The sequence below is a fragment of the Xanthomonas sp. WHRI 6108 genome (assembly GCF_040202385.2).
Lineage (GTDB): Bacteria > Pseudomonadota > Gammaproteobacteria > Xanthomonadales > Xanthomonadaceae > Xanthomonas > Xanthomonas arboricola.
On sequence record NZ_CP168198.1, the window covers coordinates 1,611,518 to 1,633,663 of the forward strand.

Genomic DNA, 22,146 nt, shown 5'->3' on the forward strand with positions numbered 1-22,146 from the left:
GCTGATGCCCGCGGCCCAGCTGCATCTTTTATAGGAAGGACGAGCATGACCAGCGACGTACTGCAACTGACCTGTGAGCTGATCGCACGTGCCTCGGTGACACCGGACGACGCCGGCTGCCAGGTGCTGCTCGCGCAACGCCTGGAGGCTGCCGGATTCGCTTGCGAGCATCTGCGCCTGGGCCAGGTCGACAATCTGTGGGCCACGCATGGCAGTGGTGCGCCGGTGCTGGTGCTGCTTGGCCACACCGATGTGGTGCCGCCGGGGCCGCGCGAGGCCTGGACCAGCGATCCGTTCGATCCGCAGATCCGCGATGGTGTGCTGTACGGGCGCGGCACGGCCGACATGAAGGGCAGCGTGGCCGCCTTCGCGATCGCTGCCGAACAGTTCGTCGCCGCCCATCCGCAGCATGCCGGCACGCTGGCGGTGTTGCTGACCTCCGATGAAGAAGGCGATGCCATCGACGGCGTGCGGCGCGTGGCCGAGCTGTTCCGTGCGCGCGGGCAGGCGATCGACTGGTGCATCACCGGCGAGCCGTCGTCCACCGAACGGCTGGGCGACCTGCTGCGCGTGGGCCGTCGCGGCAGTCTGTCCGGCACGCTGACGGTGAAAGGCGTGCAGGGGCATGTGGCGTATCCGCACAAGGCGCGCAATCCGATCCATCTGGCCGCGCCGGCCTTGGCCGAGCTGGTAGCGCGGCAGTGGGACGAGGGTTTCGAGAGTTTTCCGCCGACCAGCCTGCAGGTGTCGAACATCCATGCCGGCACCGGCGCCAATAACGTGATTCCGGGCGAGCTGCAGGTGGCCTTCAATCTGCGCTACACCCCGCTGTGGGATGCGCCGCGGCTGGAGGCGGAAATCACCGCATTGCTGGATCGCCACGGGCTGGACTATGCGCTGCGCTGGCATCGCAGCGGCGAGCCGTTCTACACCCCGGAAGGCCGCCTGCGCAGCGTCGCACGCGAGGTGCTGGGCCAGTTCGCCGGCGCACCGCCGGAAGAAAGTACCGGCGGCGGCACCTCCGATGCGCGCTTCATCGCGCCGCTGGGTGCGCAATGCATCGAAGTTGGCCCGGTCAACGCCAGCATCCATCAGGTCGACGAGCATGTGCGCGTGGCCGATCTGGAAGCGCTGCCGGCGTTGTACCGCACGCTGATCGAGCGGCTGCTGGTCGATTGACGGAGCAGTTGCCGCCGTCGTTGCCGCTGAAACAGTTGCGCCATCGAAAACGAACGGTTAGCGTCGGTCACATGGTCTTCCAGCTCGCCAACCTCAATAACGCCAACCGCAACACTCTGCGCGCGAACAATCGTGCGCGGCCGATGCGGGTCTGCGACTAGGCGAAGTAAAACCAAACGCCCAGGAATCAGAAAACCCGCATCGGCCGATGCGGGTTTTTTTATGGGTGTCATTCTCGTGCAGCACGCTCTTCCACCGGCCGCCAACCCCCGCAGTTTCATCCAGGAGTGTTTCCATGTGTTCCATCTTCGGTATTTTCGGCCTGCAACCCGGTGACGATCTGCAGGTATTGCGCCGGCAGGCGCTGGAATGTTCGCAGCGGCAGCGTCACCGCGGCCCGGACTGGAGCGGCGTCTATGTCGACGCCGGTGCGATCCTGGTGCACGAGCGGCTGGCCATCGTCGACCCGGCCGGCGGCTCGCAGCCCTTGTTGTCCGAAGATGGCGCGCTTGCGCTCGCGGTGAATGGCGAGATTTACAACCATCGCGAGCTCAAGCAGGAGCTGGTGCAGCCATACGCCTTCCAGACCGGCTCCGATTGCGAGGTGATCAATGCGCTGTACCGCGAGGATGCGCCGGCCTCCTACCTCAACCGCCTCAATGGCATCTTTGCGTTCGCGCTATGGGACAAGGCGGCCGGGCGGGTGCTCATCGCGCGCGACCCGATCGGCGTGGTGCCGCTGTACTGGGGCCATGACCGCGAAGGCCGGCTGCGGGTGGCCTCGGAACTGAAGTCGCTGGTGGACGATTGCGCCGATGCGGCGCAGTTTCCGCCCGGCCACTGGTACGACAGCGCCACCGGTGCGCTGAGTCGCTATTACGAGCGCTCCTGGCGCGAATACGCCGAGGTGGAAGGCGTGCAGGTGCAGTTGCAGGAGTTGCGCGAGGCCTTCGAGCGCGCAGTGCACCGTCAGTTGATGACCGATGTGCCGTACGGCGTGCTGCTGTCCGGCGGGCTGGATTCGTCGCTGGTCGCGGCGGTGGCGGCACGCTATGCACGCCATCGCATCGAGGAGAACGACACCACCGAAGCCTGGTGGCCACGCCTGCATTCGTTCGCGATCGGCTTGAAAGGCTCGCCGGACTTGGCCGCCGCCGAAGTCGCCGCCGCCGCACTGGGAACCGTGCATCACGGCTTCGAGTACAGCTTCGAGGAGGGCCTGGATGCGCTGCCCGAGGTCATCCGCCATATCGAAACCTACGACGTCACCACCATTCGCGCCTCCACGCCGATGTTCCTGCTGGCACGACGCATCAAGGCGATGGGCGTGAAGATGGTGCTGTCGGGCGAAGGCAGCGACGAAATCTTCGGTGGCTACCTGTATTTCCACAAGGCACCCAACGCACGCGAATTCCATGAGGAACTGGTACGCAAGCTGGATGCGCTCAACAATTACGATTGCCTGCGCGCCAACAAGTCGATGATGGCCTGGGGCGTGGAGCCGCGCGTGCCGTTCCTGGATCGCGAGTTCCTGGATGTGGCCATGCGCATGGACGCCAGTTTCAAGATGATCGACAAGACCAGCAGCGGCGCCACGCGGATGGAAAAGGGCGTGTTGCGCGAAGCGTTTGCCGGCTATCTGCCCGAGTCGATCCTGTGGCGGCAGAAGGAGCAGTTCAGCGATGGCGTGGGCTATGGCTGGATCGATGGACTCAAGGCGCACGCCGCCGCGCATGTCAGCGACCGCGAGCTGGCTGCCGCCTCCAGACGCTTTCCGGTCAATCCGCCGCAGACCAAGGAAGCCTATTTCTATCGCACGCTGTTCGAGCAGTTCTTTCCCAGCCAGGCGGCTGCGGAGACGGTGCCGGGCGGCAAGTCGATCGCGTGTTCGTCGCCGACCGCGATCGCCTGGGATGCCAGCTTCGCCGCGATGGCCGACCCGTCCGGCCGTGCGATTGCCGGCGTGCACGAACAGGCCTTGGCGTCGTAACGCTGCTGCATCGAAGTTGAAACTCCAGCGGCCGGCATTCGCTCACGCGCTGCCGGCCGCTGCTGCGATCACTCGTGGCGCACGCAGTATCCGTAGCGTTGCGGCTCGATATCCACGCCGGCCACGTCGGCCTGGTTGTTGCGCCACAGGTTCGGCTTGAAGTCGGCCGCCGTGCAGTTGGCAGCGCGGTCCACACCGATGGTGTAGGTGAACGGCGTATTGGAGAAGCGGTTGTTCTCGAACACGTTGTCCTGGCTCATGCTGTTGTCCCAGCACAGGATTTCCGGCGTGCGATAGCGGATGGCGCAGGCCAGGAACACTCCGGCGACCTTGTTGCCGTCGAACTGATTGTTGCTGAAGCGGTTGCGGCGCGCGTCGGACAGATAGATGCCCTGGCTGCCGTTGCGCTCGAAGCGATTGTTGCGGATCTCGCTGTCTTCCAGATGCTCGGTGGTCAGGCCTGCAGCCACGTTGTCGTGGATGTAGTTGTTGACCATGGTGACCTTGGCGGTGCGGTTGAACGACACGCCGTCCCAGATCGCGCCGGACACATCGTTGTTTTCGATGGTGATCTCGCGGGTGTCGTACTCGCTCAGCAGGCAGGCGCTGCGGCACTTGTTGACCTGCAGGCCGGCCAGCCGGATGCCCTGGCCGGAACGCACCACCACCGCGCTGTTGCTCAGGTACGGACGCTCGGGCATGAATTCCTTGTCGCCGGTGCTGGCGACGATCTGCATGTCTTCGATGCTGACATTGCGGATCACGCCGGTTGGCTGCTGGTTTTCGTAGTCGCCGACCACCAGCGCCGGTTGCTGTACGCCATCGGCCATGCGCAGTACCGTGGTCGGGCCCTTGCCGCGCAAGACGAGATTGCCGCGGTGGATCGAGACCAGCCCATTGAGCGGAAATTCGCCTTTTTCCAGGCACAGCACCGCAGGCGCATCGCCTTGCGGGAGCTTGTCGATGGCTTTCTGCAGATCCTGCCCGGGGCGCAGCTTGGCGGTACAGGCGGCGACCGGCGCATCCGGCGGGCCGGATTTGGCGGGCGGCGCTGCCGAGCAGGCAGTGGCAACGAGCAGGGGCAACAGGGCGGAAACGGAGCGGGCAAGCTGAGGCATGCGGATTCCGGTCAGTGGGGGAGGAGGGCGATCGTGCGCAAACACGTTGCAGATCGCGACGGCCTCTAGTGTGTCCCACCGGACGTTAAAGTCTGGCTGATTCCGGCCTGCCTGATTCGGCGCAGGTTCATTGCACTGCCGTGGTCAGGGCCGCAACTGGCGCGCGGCGGCCGCTGCGGCCGACGAGCGTCACAGTTGCAGCATCGCTTAAGGCCTGGACAGGCGCCCGTTCGCCACGCTTAGAAACTGTAGGCCAGCTGCGCGTAGATACGGCGCGGTTCGCCAGGAAAGTGCCCGGTGCGTTCGGTGAACCCGCTGGCGGCGTAGACCTTGTCGAACAGGTTCTTGACGTTGACCTGCAGTTTCCAGGCATCCCACTGCGTCTGCCAGCTGATGTCGAAGATGGCGTACGGCTTGACGCGCTGGCCCTCCAGGCTGACCCGCTCGCCCACGTAGTCCGCACCGAAGGCAATTGCCGAATTCCAGGCCGGCAGGTCGTAGCGCGTCCACAGACCGAAGGTGTTGCGCGGTGCATTGGCGAAGCGGTCGCCGGACGCATTGGTGATGCCGTTGGTGCCGGCATCGAGCACGCGTGCATCGTTGTAGGCGTACGTCAGGTTGAGCACCCAGCGTTCGGTGAGGTCGGCCAGCAGATCCACCTCCAGGCCTTCGCTGCGTACCAGGCCGAGCGCGGAGAGCTGATTGACGCCATCGACGATACTGCCGTTGGCCTGCACAATATTGCTGCGTTCGATGCGATACAGCGCGGTGTTGAGCGTCAGCCCGCCATCGTTGAGCGCGGTCTTCAGGCCCACTTCCCACTGCGTGCTGCGCTCGGGATCGAACGGCCCGCCGACGCTGCTGTCCTGATTGGCGGCATCCTGCGGCAGGAAGCCGCTGGCATAACTCGCGTACGCGTTGATGCCATCGCGCAGCACGAAGGTGCTGCCCACACGCCAGCTGAGATCGTTGCCGGTGACGCGCGAGCCGTCCAGACGGTTGTCGTCCTTGAAGCCGTCCCAACGCAGTCCGGCCATCGCAAACCAGCGCGGCGTCAGCCTGAGTTCGTCCTGCAGATACGCGCCATAGCGCTGGCTGCGGGTGCTGGTGGCGCGCCAGGGCAGGCTGCCCAGGCCGTAGTCGTAGAAGCCGCTGCGGCCATACACCGGGTTGAACAGGTCGATGCCCGGCACCGGCCCACGCACGCGGCCGGTGTCTGCGGTGTTGGCGGTCTGCGCGCAGAAATCCGCATCCAGCCGATAGTAGTCCGCGCCCATCAGCAGCTTGTGCTCGATCGCGCCGATGCGGGTGCGGAACACCGCGTTGACGTTGCTGGAGATCGCATCGTTGTCGCGGAACTGGTTGCGCAGCTGCCGCGTCATCCATTCGGCAGTGCCGTCGCCATCGCGGTCGATCAGGCCCATCGGCTCGTGATAGATCTGATGCTCGTCGTTCTTGAACCAGCGCATCGCCATGTCCACATCCCACGCATCCGATGGCGCAAAGCGGTACTGCGCGAACGCCACCTTGGCGCGCATGTCGAGGAAATCGGTGGGCTCGTTGTGGTTCCAGCGACGGTCGGTGAGGAAGTTGCCGTCGTCGTCCACCGGCACGCCGCGCAGGCGATTGCCGCCCAGGTTCTGGGTGATGTCGGTGTACTGCAGCGTGAGCTCGCCGGTCTGGCCGATGTCGAACGCCACCGACGCATCGCCGATCTGGCTCTGGCTATCGGTGTTGCGGCGAAAGCCATCCTCGCCATCGGCATAGGCGCCAACGCGGTAGCGAATGCGCCCGTCTTCGCGTGCCGGCCCGGTGGCCTCGAACGAGGCCGCCCCGAAGGATTGATTGCCCACCTGCAGCTCCACCCGACGCGCGGCCTGATGGCCGGGCTTGCGGGTGACGTAATTGATGACGCCACCGGGTTCGCCGCCGCCGTACAACGCACCGGCCGGGCCCTTGAGCACTTCCACGCGTTCGATATTGAACAGCTGTGGCACCGAGAAGCCGGCATACGGATCGCCACGCAATCCGTCGTAGAGCACGTTTTCCTGGCGGAATCCGCGCAGGGTGACGCCGGCATAGCTGAAGAAACTGATGCCGCTGATGCTGCGATACAGGTCGGTGATCTGGCGCGCGGCCTGGTCGTCGATCAGTTCGCGCGGCAGCACCTGCACCGACTGCGGCACCAGCGACAACGGCGTATCGGTGCGTGTGGCCACCGCGGCATCGTCGGATTTGTACAGCGTCTGCGCACGGCCGACGACGTCGACGCCATCGAGGTCGGTGACGGCTGCCGAGGTGCTGGTGTGTTGCTGGGCGAAGGCGCGGGGCGAGGGTAACGCCAAGACAGCGGCGAGCGCGGTGACAAGGAGCGTGGGGCGCATTGGTCACTAATGGGAATGGTTATCAAATGCATCTTAGCATGTTGTGCTCGCTTGATTGGGCAGATCGGTGGCCGGGCGTGGCTGCGGATACTTGGGTATCCAGATGTGCGAGGTGCGAGGTGCGAGGTGCGGGGTGCGATCGGCAGAACGCAGACACCGATTTTGCGTTCGTCCATCCCCCCAACGACGGTTGAAACCTGTGTCGACGCTCGAGACAGCAATGACCCCGCCTACTTCGGCTGCAACTGCAGCGTGTAGCGGGTTGCGGTCGGCAGGAACGGGGTCGGCCGGCCGTGTACCCAATCGTCGTGCCCTGCGCCCCAGAACGGCGACAACGGGTGTCCGCTCTGGCCGCCCGGCATGTGCACGATGCCGTCCTGTTCGTGGCCGGGCGACACCACCATGCGTTCGGAGGCGCCGAAGGCCGGGCCTTGCACGCGCGGCATGTCGCGATCGCCTGGCAGTTGGTCGGGCGGCATGCACAGCCAGCGCTTGGCAAGCGCAGGCAATGCCCGCGCGATCGGGTGACAGATGGTGGCGGTGTTGCGTTCGCCCCAGGTGCGTTCGCTCAAGGCGCCGTCCTGCGCAGCGAGATCGGTCTGCGCATTGCGTGCAGCCGCGGCAAGCAGCTGATCCCAGTTTGCATAGGCGGGCGGCAGCAGATGCGCCGGGCGCTGCTGCAGCAACGGCCAGACGATGCCTTCCAGCTGCGCGCGACGCGGCGGCAGGAAGTCCTTGCCAAGCGCGGCTTTTGCCGGCGCCAGCAGGCCGGTTTCCACTGCGTCGATGGTCATGCCGCGAAAGCCGCGCACGATGCGGTAGCTGGTCGAGCGGGTAGATGCGTGCCCGTCCCACTGCCGGGTGGCGGCTTCGATCTGCTGCAAGGCCGGGTCCTTGCTGTGCTCGACCACGCTGCGCAACAACTGCCACCACCGCGTGAGCAGCACGGCGCGATCGTCGAGCTGGATGGCGAGCAGGTCCAGCTCGTTGAAACGTTGCCTGGCAAACAAGTCGTCGCGGATCTGCTGCGCACGCGCGCCCAGGTCGTAGCCGGCATTGCCGAGCGTGGCCAACTGCTGCGCATCGACGACGCGGCTGTTTGCGGTCCAGAGCCGGTGCGAGGGAGGATCGATCAGGGCGGGGGCAGCGTCGCTGCGCACCGGCCAGGGCAGGCAGCCGCCCTGCGCCGATGCCGCCGTTGACGCAGGCGATGCCGCGTCCGCACCCTGCGCCGAGCTTGCCAGTTCGGCGATGCCGCTCGGGCCACAGCCGGCATTGCGTACCGGGCGCGCACCGATCAAGCGCCAGGCGATGCGCCCGCTGCGATCGGCCAGCAACAGGTTCTGTGCCGGAATGCCCGAGCGATCCGCCACTGCAAAGGCGGCCTGCACGTCGGCCGCCGTACTCATCTGCGCAAAGTCCAGCCGGATCGCGCCGGGCAGCTGCGCGGCCCAGCGCAGCGCGAGCAGGCTGCCATCGGCGTTGTCGTGCAGGACCGGGCCCCACGCGCTCTCGCGCACCGCAAAACGCACCGGCGCGGCGCCGGCCACGCGAATGGTCTCGATATGGGTGGTGAGCACTTGCGGATGACCCGGCGTGGCCGGCGCAATCCGCGCAAAGTCGGCGGTGTCGATGTAGCTGTTGGTAAAGGCCCAGGCCACATGCCCGTTGCTGCCGACCACCACCGCCGGCAAGCCGGGCAGGGTGAAACCGGTGACGTCCACCTTGCCGTCGGGCGCACTGGTGTCCGGGTAACGCAGGCGTGCGCGGAACCAGATGTTGGGCGCGCGCAGGCCCAGGTGCATGTCGTCGGCGACGATGGCGCGGCCGTCGCTGGTGAGGCTGCCGTCCACGGCGAAGTTGTTGCTGCCAGGCGTCGGCGACTCGGCGCCTGTGGTGGCGGCTGCATGCGGCAGGCGGCGCAGATCCAGCGTGGCGGCGTCGGGCAGCACGGCATCGCCGTGCGCGGGGCCGAACAGCGGCGCATCCCAGCTGGAGCCTTGATGGTCGAGCAATGCCGCCAGCGCCGCCGGCACCACCGCACGGATGCGGGCGGCTGCCAGTTCGGTCTGGTTGTCGTTGTCCTGCAGGTCGGCATACATCGCCATGCCGGTGAGGATGGAGTCGTCCAGCGTCCACGCGCGCGGTGTCTGCCGCAGCAACAGGTACGGCCAAGGGCGCACGCGCAGTGCAGCCAGCCCGGCATTGACGCCCTCGGTATAGGCCTGCAGCGCGGCGTGCTGGCTGCCGGCGGCGACATCCAGGCTGGCATGCACGCGGGCGCGCAGCCGGTGCACGCGATTGCGTTTGTCCAGGTCCAGCGCTGCGGCGCCGAACAGCTCGGACAACTCGCCGGCCGATGCGCGGCGCATCAGGTCCATCTCGAAGTAGCGCTCCTGCGCGTGCACATAGCCGAGTGCGCGCATGGCATCGACCTGGCTGGACGCATCGATGGTGACCACGCCACGCCGGTCGCGTTGCACGCTGACCGGTGCCGCCAGGCCCTGCAATGCGCTGTTGCCATCCAGCTGCGGCAGGCTGCCACGCATCAGCAGATACACGGCCAGCACGGCCGCCACGATCAACACCACGATTGCCAGCAGCAGCCGGCCCAGCCATTTGCGCATTGTCGAGTCCTTGAGTTCGGTCACAGTGTGGCGGCCGCTCATGACCATGGCGGGTCTGGCCGCAAGCGCAACTGAAAGTGATTCCGATTAGATCATTGCGCCGCGGCTTAGGGCACCATGCGGGCATTGCGTCGCTGGAGCACATCATGAAAGGCCATCCCGAAGTCGTCGACTACCTCAAGCAGCTGCTGCGCGGCGAACTGGCGGCACGCGACCAGTATTTCCTGCACTCGCGCCGTTACGAGGACCAGGGCCTGATGGCGCTGTACGAGCGCATCAATCACGAAATGGAAGAGGAGACCGAGCACGCCGATGCGCTGCTGCGGCGCATCCTGTTCCTGGAAGGCGACCCGGACATGCGGCCGGCCGAGTTTGCGCCAGGCAAGACCGTGGTGGAGATGCTCGAGCGCGATCTGGTGGTGGAATACGAAGTGCGCGCCAATCTCGCCGCCGGCATGAAGCTGTGCGAAGAGCACGGCGATTACGTCAGCCGCGACATCCTGCTCAAGCAGCTGCAGGACACCGAAGAGGACCACGCCTGGTGGCTGGAGCAGCAGTTGGGCCTGATCAAGCGGATCGGCCTGGAGCTGTACCAGACCTCGAAGATCGACAAGGGGCACGTTGCCGGCTGAGCCCGGTGACTGGGCGCTGCGCAGCCGCTGAGCGTGCGTAGCGCAGATTTGCAATCGGCAGGTGCCGCGCGGGGCATTGCCTTGCTGCGTGGTCTGCGTCAGCTGCCGGCGGTCTGCGGCGGTGTTGCTCGGCGCCTTGCGCTGTTGTGCGAACCAGCGCGTGGCGCAACGCCGCGCGGTGCTGATCGGCGCGCGCTGCGCTGCCTGTGCAACGCCTGCTGCGCCCGACTGGGGCGTCGGCAGCGATCGTCGATGACAAAGTTCGCCCGTGACCGTCAGTTGCGTTGCAGACGATAGACGCCGGTCGACAGGGCGGTGACGCCATCGGCACGGAAGCGCGGCTCCTGATCGAGGATGTCGCGGCGTTCCAGTGGCTGCACCCGCCATTGCGTGTCGAACAGTGCGTTCACCGCGGCAGCGTCCACCGAAAACGGCGGCCCGGCCTTTTCGGCCTGCGGATATTCCAGGGTGATCAACAGCCCGCGGCATCCCGCAGGCAGGCGCGCGTACGTGGTGTGCAGATACTGCTGGCGCAAGCCGGCCGGCAGGGCGATCAATGCGGCGCGGTCGTAGACGGCGCTGCAATCGGCCAGCACGCTTGGCTCCAGTGCAAACGCGTCGCCGCAGATGATTTCGATCGGGCCGGCGATAAAGTGCTCGCCCGCGCGGCTGCTGTGGCGCTGCGGTTGCAGGCCGGCATCAGCAAAGAATTGCGTCACCGCCAGCGGCGATATCTCCACGCCCAGCACGCGATGGCCTTGTGCGGCCAACCAGTGCAGGTCCAGCGTCTTGCCGCATAACGGCACCAGCACGCGGGCAGCCTTCGGCAGCTGCAACGCCGGCCAGTGCTTTTGCAGCAACGGCATCACCTGGTCCTGATGGAAGCCGGTCTGACCGTTCTGCCAACGCTGCAGCCAGAAATCTGTGTCCATGATGTTGTCTTGTTGGTTTGCGTTGACGAGTGCCGTGATGCAGCCAATGGCACTGACACTGCAGATCGAAAGGAGGCGATCACACCGCATCGCCGCGCGACATGCACTGCGCACAACCACGCACGCCGCGCTCGCAACCACCCATACCGACCATCTCGACCGGTCCTTGTCCGCCCACCGTCGCGGGACCTTGCGCGGCATGGATGCCGCGTAAGAGCCTACAGGGACGTACTTGCGGCGTGTCCTGCGATGGTGGGCGGGCAAGGGCCCTGCAGCAAGGCCGCAGATCTCTCTGCTCTACAGCCGACGCATCCGCACCGTTCGATTACCTCTCAAGGCGATGCAGAGCTTGAGCCTCAGCGTAACCTCGCCGTTGCAAGCCAACCTGGCCGAGGGCGCGATGCCCTAACGCCGGCAGCGTCCAGCTGGCGGTAGTTTTGTGGGTCGCTCAAGACCGCACGGCCAACGCGCCATCGCGCGGTGCGTCAGCGAATCACCGTTACTGCACTTCCAGCCCGTCCACCTTTTGCCGCGCCTCAGTAAATCGAGGCAGCGGCAGCGTCGAACGCGCCGCTGCGCGCCACGTCGGTGAACAGCCGTTACTGCACTTCCAGCCCGTCCACCTTTTGCCACCCTCGCGGCAACAATGCACCGCGACTCGCACGCGCGCCCACATAGCTATCCAGATCCTTGAACGACAGGCTCATGGTGCGTGCACCGCTGCGCACCAGCAGCGTGTTGCCCGGAGCCACCGCCACCACCGCCACCACGCGCTCGGTGCCGAGCTTGGCCTTGGGGATGTCGATGATCTTGTTGCCTTTGCCCTTGTCCAGCTCGGGCACATCGCTGGCGGTCACCGCCAGCAGATTGCCGGCACTGGTGACAGCGACGATGCGGTCGCTCTGCGGATTGGTCACCTGCGCAGGCGTCAGCACATGCGCGCCGGTGGTCAGGTTGAGCATCGCCTTGCCGGCCTTGTTGCGGCCGGTGAGGTTTTCGAAGCGGGTGACGAAGCCATAGCCGTGCGATGACGCCAGCACGAAGCGGGTGGCGTTGTCCGCGCTGGCCATGACCTGGAACGCCGCGCCCGAGGCCGGCGAGAAACGTCCGGTCAACGGTTCGCCATTGCCGCGTGCCGAGGGCAGGGTATGCACCGCGGTCGAATAGGCGCGGCCTTCCGAATCCAGGAACGCCACCTGATGGGTGCTGCGGCTGCGCACCGCCGCCAGCAGGCTGTCGCCTTCGCGGTAGGACATGCCGGCCGGGTCGACCTCGTGGCCCTTGGCCGCGCGTACCCAGCCCTTCTCCGACAGCACCACGGTCATCGGTTCGCTGGCGACCATCTCGGTTTCGTCGATCGCCTGCGCGGCGCCACGCTGCACCAGCGGCGAGCGACGTGCATCGCCGAACTTCTTGGCGTCGGCGGTCAGCTCGTCCTTGATCAACTTCTTCAGCTTGGTCTTGCTTTCCAGGATGGCCAGGATCTGCGCGCGTTCCTTGGCCAGTGCTTCCTGCTCGCCGCGGATCTTCATTTCTTCCAGGCGCGCCAGCTGGCGCAGCTTGGTTTCCAGGATGTATTCGGCCTGTTCCTCGCTGAGCGCGAAGCGCGCGATCAACACCGGCTTGGGTTCGTCCTCGCTGCGGACGATGCGGATCACTTCGTCCAGGTTGAGGAAGGCGATCAACAACCCTTCCAACAGGTGCAGGCGGCGCTCGACCTTCTGCAGGCGATGGTTGAGGCGGCGGGTGACGGTGTCGCTGCGGAAGCTCAGCCACTCGCTCAGCAAATGCCTGAGGTTCTTGACCTGCGGGCGGCCATCCAGGCCGATCACGTTGAGATTGACGCGGTAGCTGCGCTCAAGGTCGGTAGTGACGAACAGGTGCCCCATCAGCTGCTCGGCATCGACACGGTTGGAGCGGGGCACCAGCACCACCCGCACCGGGCTGGTGTGGTCGGACTCGTCGCGGATGTCTTCCAGCCATGGCAGCTTCTTGGCGCGCATCTGCTGGGCGATCTGCTCGATCACCTTGGACGGCGAGACCTGGTACGGCAACGCATCGATGACGATGTTGGCGTGTTCTTTCTTGTAGGTGGCGCGTGCGCGCACGCTGCCGTGGCCGGTCTCGTAGATTGCGCGCAGATCGGCCGCCGGGGTGATGATCTCGGCGGTGGTCGGGTAGTCCGGGCCGAGCACGTGTTCGCACAGCTCGGCGACCGTGGCATCGGGGTTGTCGAGCAGGCGCAGCAGCGCGCTGACGATCTCGTTGAGGTTATGCGGCGGCACGTCGGTGGCCATGCCTACCGCGATGCCGGTGGTGCCGTTGAGCAGCAGGTGCGGCAGGCGCGCCGGCAGCCAGGTCGGCTCTTCCAGGGTGCCGTCGAAGTTGGGCGCCCAATCGGTGGTGCCCTGGCCAATTTCGCCCAGCAGTACCTCGGCGATCGGGGTCAGCTTGGATTCGGTGTAGCGCATCGCCGCGAACGACTTGGGGTCGTCGGTGGAGCCGAAGTTGCCCTGGCCCTCGATCAGCGGATAGCGATACGAGAACGGCTGCGCCATCAGCACCAGTGCTTCGTAGCAGGCGCTGTCGCCGTGCGGATGGTACTTACCGATCACATCACCCACGGTGCGCGCGGATTTCTTCGGCTTGGCAGCGGCATTCAGGCCCAGCTCGCTCATCGCGAAGATGATGCGCCGCTGCACCGGCTTCAGGCCGTCACCCAGGAACGGCAGGGCGCGGTCGAGCACCACGTACATCGAATAGTCGAGATAGGCGCGTTCGGCGTACTCGCGCAGCGGCAGCTGCTCGAAGCCGTGGAAGGTGGGGCGGGTCAGATCGGTCATGTAAAGCCAGGTCCTACGAAAGAGGAGCCCGCGCCGTGGCGCGAGCTCGAAGAGCGCCGATTATCCGGATGCGGCGGGGGATGCCAAGCCGCGCGCATGCGTGCCGGCCAGATAACGCGTGGGTGGAGCGCCGAAGTGGCGGTGGAACACACTGACGAAGGCGCTGGGGCTGCTGTATCCGAGCTGGTCGGCGACCTGGGCGACCGGGCTGCCCTGGCTGAGCCGCCGCAGCGCCTCTGCCAGCCGGGCCTGCTGCCGCCACTGCGCGAAACTCAGCCCGGTCTCGCTGCGGAAATGCCGGCTCAGGCTGCGCGCCGACAGCCCGCCCCAGTCGGCCCAGGCGTCCAGCGGGCGCGGGTCGGCCGGGGTATCGAGCAACTGCCGGGCGATGCGCAGCAGCCGCCGGTCGGCCGGCATCGGCAGGTGCAGGTGGTCGATCTGCACCTGGTGCAGTTCGTCCAGCAGCACCGCGGCCAGGCGTTGCCGGGCGGGGTCGAGCGGCTGGCCCAGCGGCCAGTCGGCCGCGCGCATGATCACCTCGCGGGCGAGCCCGGTCAGGCGGATCACCCCGCCTTGCGCGGGCAACGCGGCGCAGGCGTCCGGCCGGACCACCACGCCCCAGCCGCGCAGCGGCCCAGCCAGTTCCACGGTGTGCTGCTGGCCGGGCGGCATCCAGCCGGCGCAGCCCGGCGGTAGCGACAGGGTTCCCTGCTCGGTGTGCACCGTCAGCACGCCGTGCTCCACATACATCAGCTGCCCGCGGACATGCGCATGCCGAACCGTCTCCGGCGCCCATACCGCGCGCAGGTCGGCCAGGAACGCGATCACCTCCGGTCCGTCGGCCCACTCAAAGCTGTCGCGCACGCCGGGCGGCAGGGCATCGCGTGTGGTTGGCGGATTTTCGACAGTCATTGGCGCAATTGTATTACCAGGCCAGCGCCACAGGCGCGTAAGGTGACGATCCTTGCTGGCGGTTTAATCCCGTTAGAAATATTTGCGTTGACAAATATATTTTTCGGAAGAAAATAGCCCGCCATGAATGACCTCTCCACCGCCTCGCCGTCGTTCGGCCTGCTGTTGCGCCAGGTGCGCGATGCGCTGATGCGTCAGCTCGACGCCGAAATGAAGGGCGAGCTGCCGGACTTCGGCTTCAGCCACTACGTCGGCCTGAAGATCCTGGCGGTGCGCTCGCCCTGCACGGCCAACGAACTGGCGCTGGCGCTGGACCAGACCCCGAGCGCGGTCACCCGCCTGCTCGACAAGCTCGAAGCGCTCGGTGCGGTGCGACGCGAGCCACATGCGCAGGACCGGCGCGCGCTGCAGATCGTCATGACCGAACAGGGCGTGGCGCTGTGGGAGCGCCTGAAGCTGCGCGGCGAGCGCGCCATCGAGCATGGCTTGCGCGATCTGGCCCCGCCCGAGCGCGAGCAACTCACCTCTCTTCTCATCCGTGTCCGCGATGCACTCAACTCATGAACGCTGCTAGTTCCCCGATCCAGATACTGCGCCTGCGGTCCACGCAGCTTGCGCGGCCGCTCGTCCTCACTGCGCTGACGCTGGCGCTGGCCGCCTGCGCCAGCAGCCGCGGGCTTGCCCCGCAGGGCACCATGCTGGAGCCGGGCGCAGTGCATGCCGAGCGCACCCTCGCGCAGGCCAACCTGAGCCCGGCCGCCTGGCCGGCCAGCGACTGGTGGCGCGCCCTGGGCGATGCGCAATTGAACGCGCTGATCGCCGAAGGCCTGCAGCACAGTCCCAGCCTGGCGGCGGCCGATGCGCGCCTGCGTCAGGCGCAGGCGCGCATCGGTAGCGCGCAGGCCGATCGCGGCCCCAGCCTGTCGGTGTCCGGCGGCTATGCGGGTGTGCAGTTGCCCGAATCGATGGTGGGCGATGAGCGCGGCGGCAAGTTCGGCGGCAACGGCCAACTGGTGCTGGACTTCCGCTATGGCGTGGACCTGTGGGGCGGCAAGCGCGCCACCTGGGAAGCGGCGGTGGACCAGGCGCATGCGGCCGAGGTGGACGCACAGGCGGCACGCCTGAACCTGTCGGCGGCGATCGCCGAAGCCTATGCGCAGCTCGACTACGCATGGCGCCTGCACGACGTGGCCAACGATGAGTTGACCCGCGTGCAGAAGACCCTGGAGCTCACCCGGCAACGCCGCGGCGCCGGCATCGACAGCGATCTGCAGGTGCGCCAGGCGCAGGCCCGCGTACCGTCGGCGCAGCAGCAGCTGCAGTCCGCGCAGCAGCAGATCGACGAGGCGCGCAACGCCCTGGCCGCGCTGGCCGGGCAGGGCCCGGATCGCGGGCTGGAGATCGCGCGCCCGACGCTGGGGGCGGCCATCGCCACGCAGCTGCCGAGCAACCTGCCTGCCGACCTGTTGGGCCGCCGCCCCGACGTGGTCGCCGCGCGCTGGCGCGTGGAGGCCGCCGATCAGGATATCGCCGCCGCCAAGACCCGCTTCTACCCCAGTTTCAACATCACGGCGCTGGGCGGTGTGGTGAATCGCGATGTCGGCCAGTTGCTGGAAAGCGCCTCGGTGTTCGGCGTGGTTGCGCCGGCGCTGAGCCTGCCGATCTTCGATGGCGGCAAGCTGCGCGCCAATCTGGCCGGCAGCGATGCGCAATACGACCTGGCGGTGGCCGATTACAACCAGAAAGTGATCGACGCCCTGCGCGAGGTAGCCGACCAGGTCAACGCCGTGCGTTCGCTGGAGCAGCGTGCGCGCGCGCAGGACGACGCGGTGCAGACCGTGACCGCCGCCTTCGCGCTTGCGCAGCAACGCTACCGCGCCGGCATCGGCAGCTACCTGGAAGTGCTCAGCGTGCAGGAGCAGCTGCTGCTCGCACGCCAGCGCATGGCCAGCCTGCAATCGCAACAACTGTTGGCCTCGGTGAGGTTGCAGCGTGCCCTGGGCGGCGGATTCACGCCGGAACCTGCGCGCGACACCGCACACGCCGCGACCACTTCCGCACAACCGAATTCCTGAGACAGCGACGATGAGCCAGACGACTCCAACTTCTTCCCAACCTGCGCCGGCCGCGCCCAGCAAGCGCCGTGCGGCGCTGCGCATCGTGGCCATTGTGGTGATCCTGGCGATCATCGGTCTTGTGGTGTGGTACTTCCTGGTCGGCCGCTGGCACGAGGACACCGACGACGCCTACGTGCAGGGCAACCAGGTGCAGATCACCCCGATGGTCGGCGGCACCGTGGTCAGCATCGGCGCCGAAGACGGCATGCGCGTGGAGCGCGGCCAGTTGCTGGTGCAGCTGGACCCGGCCGACACCGCAGTCGCATTGCAGCAGGCCGAGGCCAATCTGGCCAAGACCGTGCGCCAGGTGCGTGGTCTGTACCGTAGCGTGGAAGGCGCGCAGGCCGAACTGTCCTCGCGCGAGGTGAGCTTGCGCAGCGCACGTGCCGACTTCGCACGCCGCAAGGATCTGGCCGCCAGCGGCGCGATCTCCAACGAAGAACTGGCGCATGCCCGCGAGGAACTGGCCGCGGCCGAAGCGGCGGTGAGCGGTTCGCGCGAGAGCTTCGAACGCAACCGCGCGCTGGTGGACGACAGTGCGGTGGCCAACCAGCCGGACGTGCAGACTGCCGCCGCGCAGCTGCGTCAGGCCTATCTCAACCATGCGCGCACCGGTGTCATCGCGCCGGTGTCCGGCTACGTGGCGCGTCGCTCGGCGCAGCTGGGCCAGCGTGTGCAGCCCGGTAGCGTGCTGATGGCAGTGGTGCCGCTGGAGCAGGTATGGGTGGAAGCCAACTTCAAGGAAACCCAGCTCAAGCACATGCGCCTGGGCCAGGAAGTGGAACTGCATTCGGATCTGTACGGCGGCGGCGTGGACTACACCGGCCGCATCGAAAGCCTGGGCCTGGGCACCGGCAGCGCGTTCTCGCTGTTGCCGGCGCAAAACGCCAGCGGCAACTGGATCAAGATCGTGCAGCGCGTGCCGGTGCGCATCGCGGTCGATGCCAAGCAACTGGCCGGTAATCCGCTGCGCATCGGTTTGTCGATGAAGGTCGACGTCAACCTGCACGACCAGCAGGGCAGCGTGCTGCCGACCAAGTTCGCCAATGGCGCGGTGTTCTCCACCGACGTGTATGCGCAGCAGTTGCAGGCCGCCGACGCGGACATCCAACGCATCATCCAGGACAACCTGCCTGCGCAGGCTGCGTCCAAGGCGGGCTAAGCCAGCATGTCTTCGCAAGCTCCCACCGCGCCAGGCGGTCCCTCGGCACCTGCGCCCGCCGCCGGCTTTCGTCCGGCGAGCGTGGCGCTGTGCACCGTGGGCCTGGCGATGGCCTCGTTCATGCAGGTGCTGGACACCACGATCGCCAACGTCTCGTTGCCGACCATCGCCGGCAATCTCGGCGCCAGCTCGCAGCAGGCCACCTGGGTCATCACCTCGTTCGCGGTCAGCACCGCGATCGCCCTGCCGCTGACCGGCTGGCTGAGCCGCCGCTTCGGTGAGACCAAGTTGTTCGTGTGGTCGACGCTGGCCTTTACCGTGGCCTCGTTGCTGTGCGGCCTGGCCCAGAGCATGGGCATGCTGGTGGTGTCGCGCGCGCTGCAGGGGTTTGTTGCCGGGCCGATGTACCCGATCACCCAGAGCCTGCTGGTGTCGATCTACCCGCGCGAAAAACGCGGGCAGGCGCTCGCCCTGTTGGCGATGATCACCGTGGTGGCACCGATCGCCGGTCCGATCCTGGGCGGCTGGATCACCGACAACTACAGCTGGGAATGGATCTTCCTGATCAATGTGCCGTTGGGCATCATCGCCAGCAGTATTGTGGGTTCGCAGTTGCGCCATCGCCCCGAGCAGCTGGAAAAGCCGCGCATGGACTACATCGGCTTGATCCTGCTGGTGGTCGGCGTCGGTGCGCTGCAGCTGGTGCTGGACCTGGGCAACGACGAGGACTGGTTCTCTTCCGACAAGATCGTGGTGCTGGCCTGCGTCGCTGCCGTGGCGCTTGTGGTGTTCGTGATCTGGGAACTCACCGACAAGGATCCCATCGTCGATCTCAAGCTGTTCCGGCATCGCAACTTCCGCGCCGGCACGCTGGCGATGGTCGTGGCCTATGCGGCGTTTTTCAGCGTGAGCCTGCTGATTCCGCAATGGCTGCAACGCGACATGGGCTACACCGCGATCTGGGCCGGCCTTGCCACCGCGCCGATCGGCATCCTGCCGGTGCTGATGACGCCATTCGTGGGCAAGTACGCGCTGCGTTTCGACCTGCGCATGCTCGCCACCGTCGCCTTCATCTTCCTGTCGTTCACCAGCTTTCTGCGCTCCAACTTCAACCTGCAGGTGGACTTCAGCCATGTGGCCACCGTGCAATTGGTGATGGGCGTGGGTGTGGCCTTGTTCTTCATGCCGGTGCTGCAGATTCTGCTCTCGGACCTGGACGGTCGCGAGATCGCGGCAGGTTCCGGCCTGGCCACGTTCCTGCGCACCCTGGGCGGCAGCTTCGCCGCATCGCTGACCACCTATCTGTGGGCACGCCGCACCCAGGTGCACCATGCGCACATCACCGAACACATCTCGGTGTATACGCCGGGCATGCAGGAGCAGGTCACCGCGATGGGGCAGGGCGACCTGCAACGCGGCGCAGCCTCGCTCAACAACATGATCAACCACCAGGCCTCGCAGATGGGCTTCAACGACATCTTCTACCTGCTCGGCTGGACCTTCCTGGCGATCATCTTCTTCCTGTGGCTGGCCAAGCCGCCGTTCGGTGCAGGTGCCGGTGGTGCGGCGGCAGCGGGTGGGCACTGACTTGGGGTGTGCACAGAGAGGCTTCTATTATCCGCAGCGATTTATTTAAAAGCTATTTTTGTAATTTAGGAGTAAGTAAGTGGATGGGATTTAATAGATATAGCCATTGCTTCTTGTAATGATATTTATGGATCAGTCTCAGAAAAATCTTCCAGCAATAAAGTCTTAAACATTGTTCGAACATCACTTTCACTTAGTGCGCGTTGAGTATGGCGCCGACTAGGTGATCCATGTCCGGATTCAGTATTTCCTTCATCCGTATCGTCCGTACTAGCTTCAATTGCATCGCGAACTCCACGCAAAGGAATTGCAAAAAATCTTGACTTCTTTTTCTTCTGCGCTAGTTCGGACAAATTTTCAACGAGACGCTCTTTTTCGTAGAGGTCTTCACAATTATCGTAATCATCTTGCCAGCCCTCGTTCATGTAAAAGCGAAGTCCATCGTGAAATTTTTGCGAATTACGTTGCTGCCAACCAGGAGTGTCTTCCGGTAGATTAATAAGGTCTCGCCAATGGTACGACCGAGCGTATGGTAATGAATCTAATAGTTTTTCAAGGACTAGCTGTCGAATGACAGTTCCGCGGCCCTTGTCCAGGTTGCTATAGGTTGCCATCTCGCGTACAAGTTCCCGGGTAGTCCAAATATTCACCATGCGGGGAGGCCACTTCGCAATGAGACTTATCATTGCGTCTTGAATTTGTTCGAGGCCAGAGTCTGCTTCTTTAGTAGCGCAAAACTCGGCTAGAAATCGAATTCGTTCCTCTGTACTGTTGTCAACCTTATCTGCAAGCATTCGTCCCTCGGTTGAGGTCTCGAAAGTGTACGTTGGGGAATCTGCTAATGAAGTTAGTTTCGCGATGAAAACTGCGCTGTGATCACTCGGTAGCATTTGCGCTGTTGGTGAGCCAATTTCTTTTTTGAGCCGCCAAATAGCTGCGATTTGTTTGAAGTGGATAGCCGATTGTAGGATGTCAGAATATGCTTGTGCATCAGCAGAAATGACCGTTCCGACATATCCCTTTACTGACGGGTTTAAGTAATCAACGCTTCGGGATTTAATGGTTATGAATCCACCTTCAAGAATTCTGAGATTTGCCTCAAATTCATTCGGTTCGATTTGCTGGTTGTACCTCTTGGCCCTCGTGATGCGAAGCTCGTCAAAACAGGACTTCAGGCCGGTGAGGCTGTCTCCCCCGTCAGTGTACAAGGCCAGAAGAAGGCAGCGTCCAGCCTCCGAAATCTGTGTGCGATAGGCGTGATCCCAAATTCTTTCCGGGTTTTCTAGTAAATGTTCGATGTATTCTTGATAGTTTTCAGGGAGTACTGACTCGATGCGATCCAGGTCAGCTAACCACTCAATTAATCGAGGGTTGAAGTGCGGGTGTTGAATAATTTTTAGAAAAAAATCGCCGATTAGTATTTTTTTCTTGTGCGCGTAGGGGAGTTTGCTGAAATAGAGGTGGTTATAAAGTATTCTAGCCCGATCGCCAAAGGTGTAATGGCTAAGCTTTAATACAATTCGTTCGCGAATCAATTTATTATTAGTTAGTCGCTCGGATAAGTATATTGCGCTGCTGAGGATATGTTCGCGCGTAGTTAGGATAAACTTTGAGTTTGATGATCTTCTGATCATTTCAATAAAGTCAACCACGGCTTTGTCGTGGTTCTGGCCAAAGTATTCTCGTCGGTCGCCGAGAAAAGTTTGCCCGAGGAAGTCGTCATAATAGAATATTTGGTTACATTCTTTTTTGTATAATTTCTTTCCTTCTGTGATGTTTGCTTGGATGACTACAGGTTCATAACCCTCCTCTAGGCTAGAATAAAGAAGCATCTCTGCTAGTGTTGTCTTCCCAATTCCAGGAGGCCCAGAGATCACCAGGATTCTATCCGTGCTCAAGATTTTTTTTGCCTGAGGATACGCTTGGTTCTGAACAAAAAGTGGAAGTTTTTGCCTGATGCGCTCTACTTCAAATTGGGTTTGGCAAACTTCAGCGTTGTGCAAAATTCGGTCAATAACACTGGTGCTAGCAAGCCATAGTTTAAAATTTGCTCGCTCGACATTTGGATGTTTGGCGAGGAGTCCATCAATGTCGTTGGTTCCTAAAATATCTGATGACGATTTTATATAAGGGTTCAGTGCTTCTAGAATCGAAAGTTTGTTTCCTGGTGAAAGACTTACTGTCGTCATGACGACATATCGACTTGGGTTAATTTTATGGATTTTAGGTAGCTCGGAGTCTTTCAAGTGACGTAGCAATGCGGCAAAGCCTGATTTGGCAAAGTGCTTGCATTGAATGACAACTAGGTTGCCAGGATATGTGGTGTAGCGCAGATCGACGCCGCCGTCGCGGCCTTCCTTGAACGCCTCTAATACGACATTCCACTCTGCTTGCAAGAGATCTCGAGAGACTTCTTCAAAGTCTTGAGGCGAGAGTGCTTCATAGTTGTAATTTGGCATTGGCGACCTTTTTTATACCTGTCAAAACGAACACAATCCAGCAACGCAATGACATACCTCACATTGCGTTCCATCTCGTTGGCAAGCTTGCCGAGTTTTATGAGGTGCGACATCTTCGCCCTGAGCAGCGGGGCTTAAGTCCAAGTCCGATAATAATCCTACGCGCCAGGGGCTCAGCGTAGTCGCCAAGCGCCACGCTGTTGG

Annotated in this window: 14 protein-coding genes; 7 read left to right on the forward strand and 7 right to left on the reverse strand. The window is 63.9% G+C overall.

Annotation, left to right across the window (positions count from 1 at the left end):
- Positions 1 to 45 precede the first annotated feature (45 nt).
- Positions 46 to 1,179 carry a succinyl-diaminopimelate desuccinylase gene (gene dapE / locus ABQ039_RS06970; protein WP_184434030.1) on the forward strand — a complete coding sequence of 378 codons (1,134 nt, stop codon included), beginning with the start codon at positions 46 to 48 and terminating at the stop codon, positions 1,177 to 1,179.
- Between the two features lie 295 nt (positions 1,180 to 1,474).
- Positions 1,475 to 3,169, forward strand: coding sequence for an asparagine synthase B (gene asnB, locus ABQ039_RS06975; RefSeq protein ID WP_184610951.1), 1,695 nt, complete (start codon positions 1,475 to 1,477; stop codon positions 3,167 to 3,169).
- A 68-nt stretch (positions 3,170 to 3,237) separates the two neighbouring features.
- On the opposite strand, the gene hpaM is transcribed toward asnB, so the two are convergent.
- From hpaM to ABQ039_RS06990, 3 genes are all read right to left on the reverse strand, one after another.
- Positions 3,238 to 4,287 carry a type III secretion-associated outer membrane-bound protein HpaM gene (gene hpaM / locus ABQ039_RS06980; protein WP_046342179.1) on the reverse strand — a complete coding sequence of 350 codons (1,050 nt, stop codon included), beginning with the start codon at positions 4,285 to 4,287 and terminating at the stop codon, positions 3,238 to 3,240.
- A 239-nt stretch (positions 4,288 to 4,526) separates the two neighbouring features.
- Positions 4,527 to 6,671 (reverse strand): TonB-dependent siderophore receptor, encoded by a 2,145-nt coding sequence (locus ABQ039_RS06985; RefSeq protein WP_184610949.1) that lies wholly within the window; start codon positions 6,669 to 6,671, stop codon positions 4,527 to 4,529.
- A gap of 230 nt (positions 6,672 to 6,901) precedes the next feature.
- Positions 6,902 to 9,298 (reverse strand): penicillin acylase family protein, encoded by a 2,397-nt coding sequence (locus ABQ039_RS06990; protein WP_184610947.1) that lies wholly within the window; start codon positions 9,296 to 9,298, stop codon positions 6,902 to 6,904.
- Positions 9,299 to 9,444: 146 nt separating this feature from the next.
- On the opposite strand from ABQ039_RS06990, the gene bfr reads away from it, so the two are divergent.
- Positions 9,445 to 9,930 carry a bacterioferritin gene (gene bfr / locus ABQ039_RS06995; RefSeq protein WP_039511630.1) on the forward strand — a complete coding sequence of 162 codons (486 nt, stop codon included), beginning with the start codon at positions 9,445 to 9,447 and terminating at the stop codon, positions 9,928 to 9,930.
- Between the two features lie 275 nt (positions 9,931 to 10,205).
- On the opposite strand, the gene ABQ039_RS07000 is transcribed toward bfr, so the two are convergent.
- The 3 genes from ABQ039_RS07000 to ABQ039_RS07010 form a co-directional block, all read right to left on the reverse strand.
- Positions 10,206 to 10,862 carry a thiopurine S-methyltransferase gene (locus ABQ039_RS07000; RefSeq protein WP_065031817.1) on the reverse strand — a complete coding sequence of 219 codons (657 nt, stop codon included), beginning with the start codon at positions 10,860 to 10,862 and terminating at the stop codon, positions 10,206 to 10,208.
- A 599-nt stretch (positions 10,863 to 11,461) separates the two neighbouring features.
- The gene (gene parC / locus ABQ039_RS07005; protein ID WP_065031781.1) at positions 11,462 to 13,705 is read right to left on the reverse strand and encodes a DNA topoisomerase IV subunit A; all 2,244 of its coding nucleotides are present in this window, start codon (positions 13,703 to 13,705) and stop codon (positions 11,462 to 11,464) included.
- Positions 13,706 to 13,765: 60 nt separating this feature from the next.
- Positions 13,766 to 14,617, reverse strand: coding sequence for a helix-turn-helix domain-containing protein (locus ABQ039_RS07010; protein ID WP_024938904.1), 852 nt, complete (start codon positions 14,615 to 14,617; stop codon positions 13,766 to 13,768).
- Between the two features lie 123 nt (positions 14,618 to 14,740).
- Here ABQ039_RS07010 and ABQ039_RS07015 point away from each other — a divergent pair, with 123 nt between their 5' ends.
- From ABQ039_RS07015 to ABQ039_RS07030, 4 genes are read left to right on the forward strand one after another with little or no spacing between them, the layout of a single operon-like run.
- Positions 14,741 to 15,181: a MarR family winged helix-turn-helix transcriptional regulator gene (locus ABQ039_RS07015; RefSeq protein WP_016904051.1), complete on the forward strand. Its 441-nt coding sequence runs from the start codon at positions 14,741 to 14,743 to the stop codon at positions 15,179 to 15,181.
- A gap of 23 nt (positions 15,182 to 15,204) precedes the next feature.
- Positions 15,205 to 16,692, forward strand: a complete 1,488-nt coding sequence (locus ABQ039_RS07020) for an AdeC/AdeK/OprM family multidrug efflux complex outer membrane factor (RefSeq protein ID WP_311548425.1) — start codon at positions 15,205 to 15,207, stop codon at positions 16,690 to 16,692.
- A gap of 10 nt (positions 16,693 to 16,702) precedes the next feature.
- Positions 16,703 to 17,896, forward strand: a complete 1,194-nt coding sequence (locus tag ABQ039_RS07025; RefSeq protein WP_024938906.1) for an efflux RND transporter periplasmic adaptor subunit — start codon at positions 16,703 to 16,705, stop codon at positions 17,894 to 17,896.
- 6 nt (positions 17,897 to 17,902) lie between these two features.
- Positions 17,903 to 19,483, forward strand: coding sequence for a DHA2 family efflux MFS transporter permease subunit (locus ABQ039_RS07030; protein WP_024938907.1), 1,581 nt, complete (start codon positions 17,903 to 17,905; stop codon positions 19,481 to 19,483).
- A 125-nt stretch (positions 19,484 to 19,608) separates the two neighbouring features.
- Here the strand turns inward: ABQ039_RS07030 and ABQ039_RS07035 are convergent, their stop codons facing one another.
- The gene (locus tag ABQ039_RS07035) at positions 19,609 to 21,942 is read right to left on the reverse strand and encodes a restriction endonuclease (RefSeq protein ID WP_184610942.1); all 2,334 of its coding nucleotides are present in this window, start codon (positions 21,940 to 21,942) and stop codon (positions 19,609 to 19,611) included.
- Positions 21,943 to 22,146 lie beyond the last annotated feature (204 nt).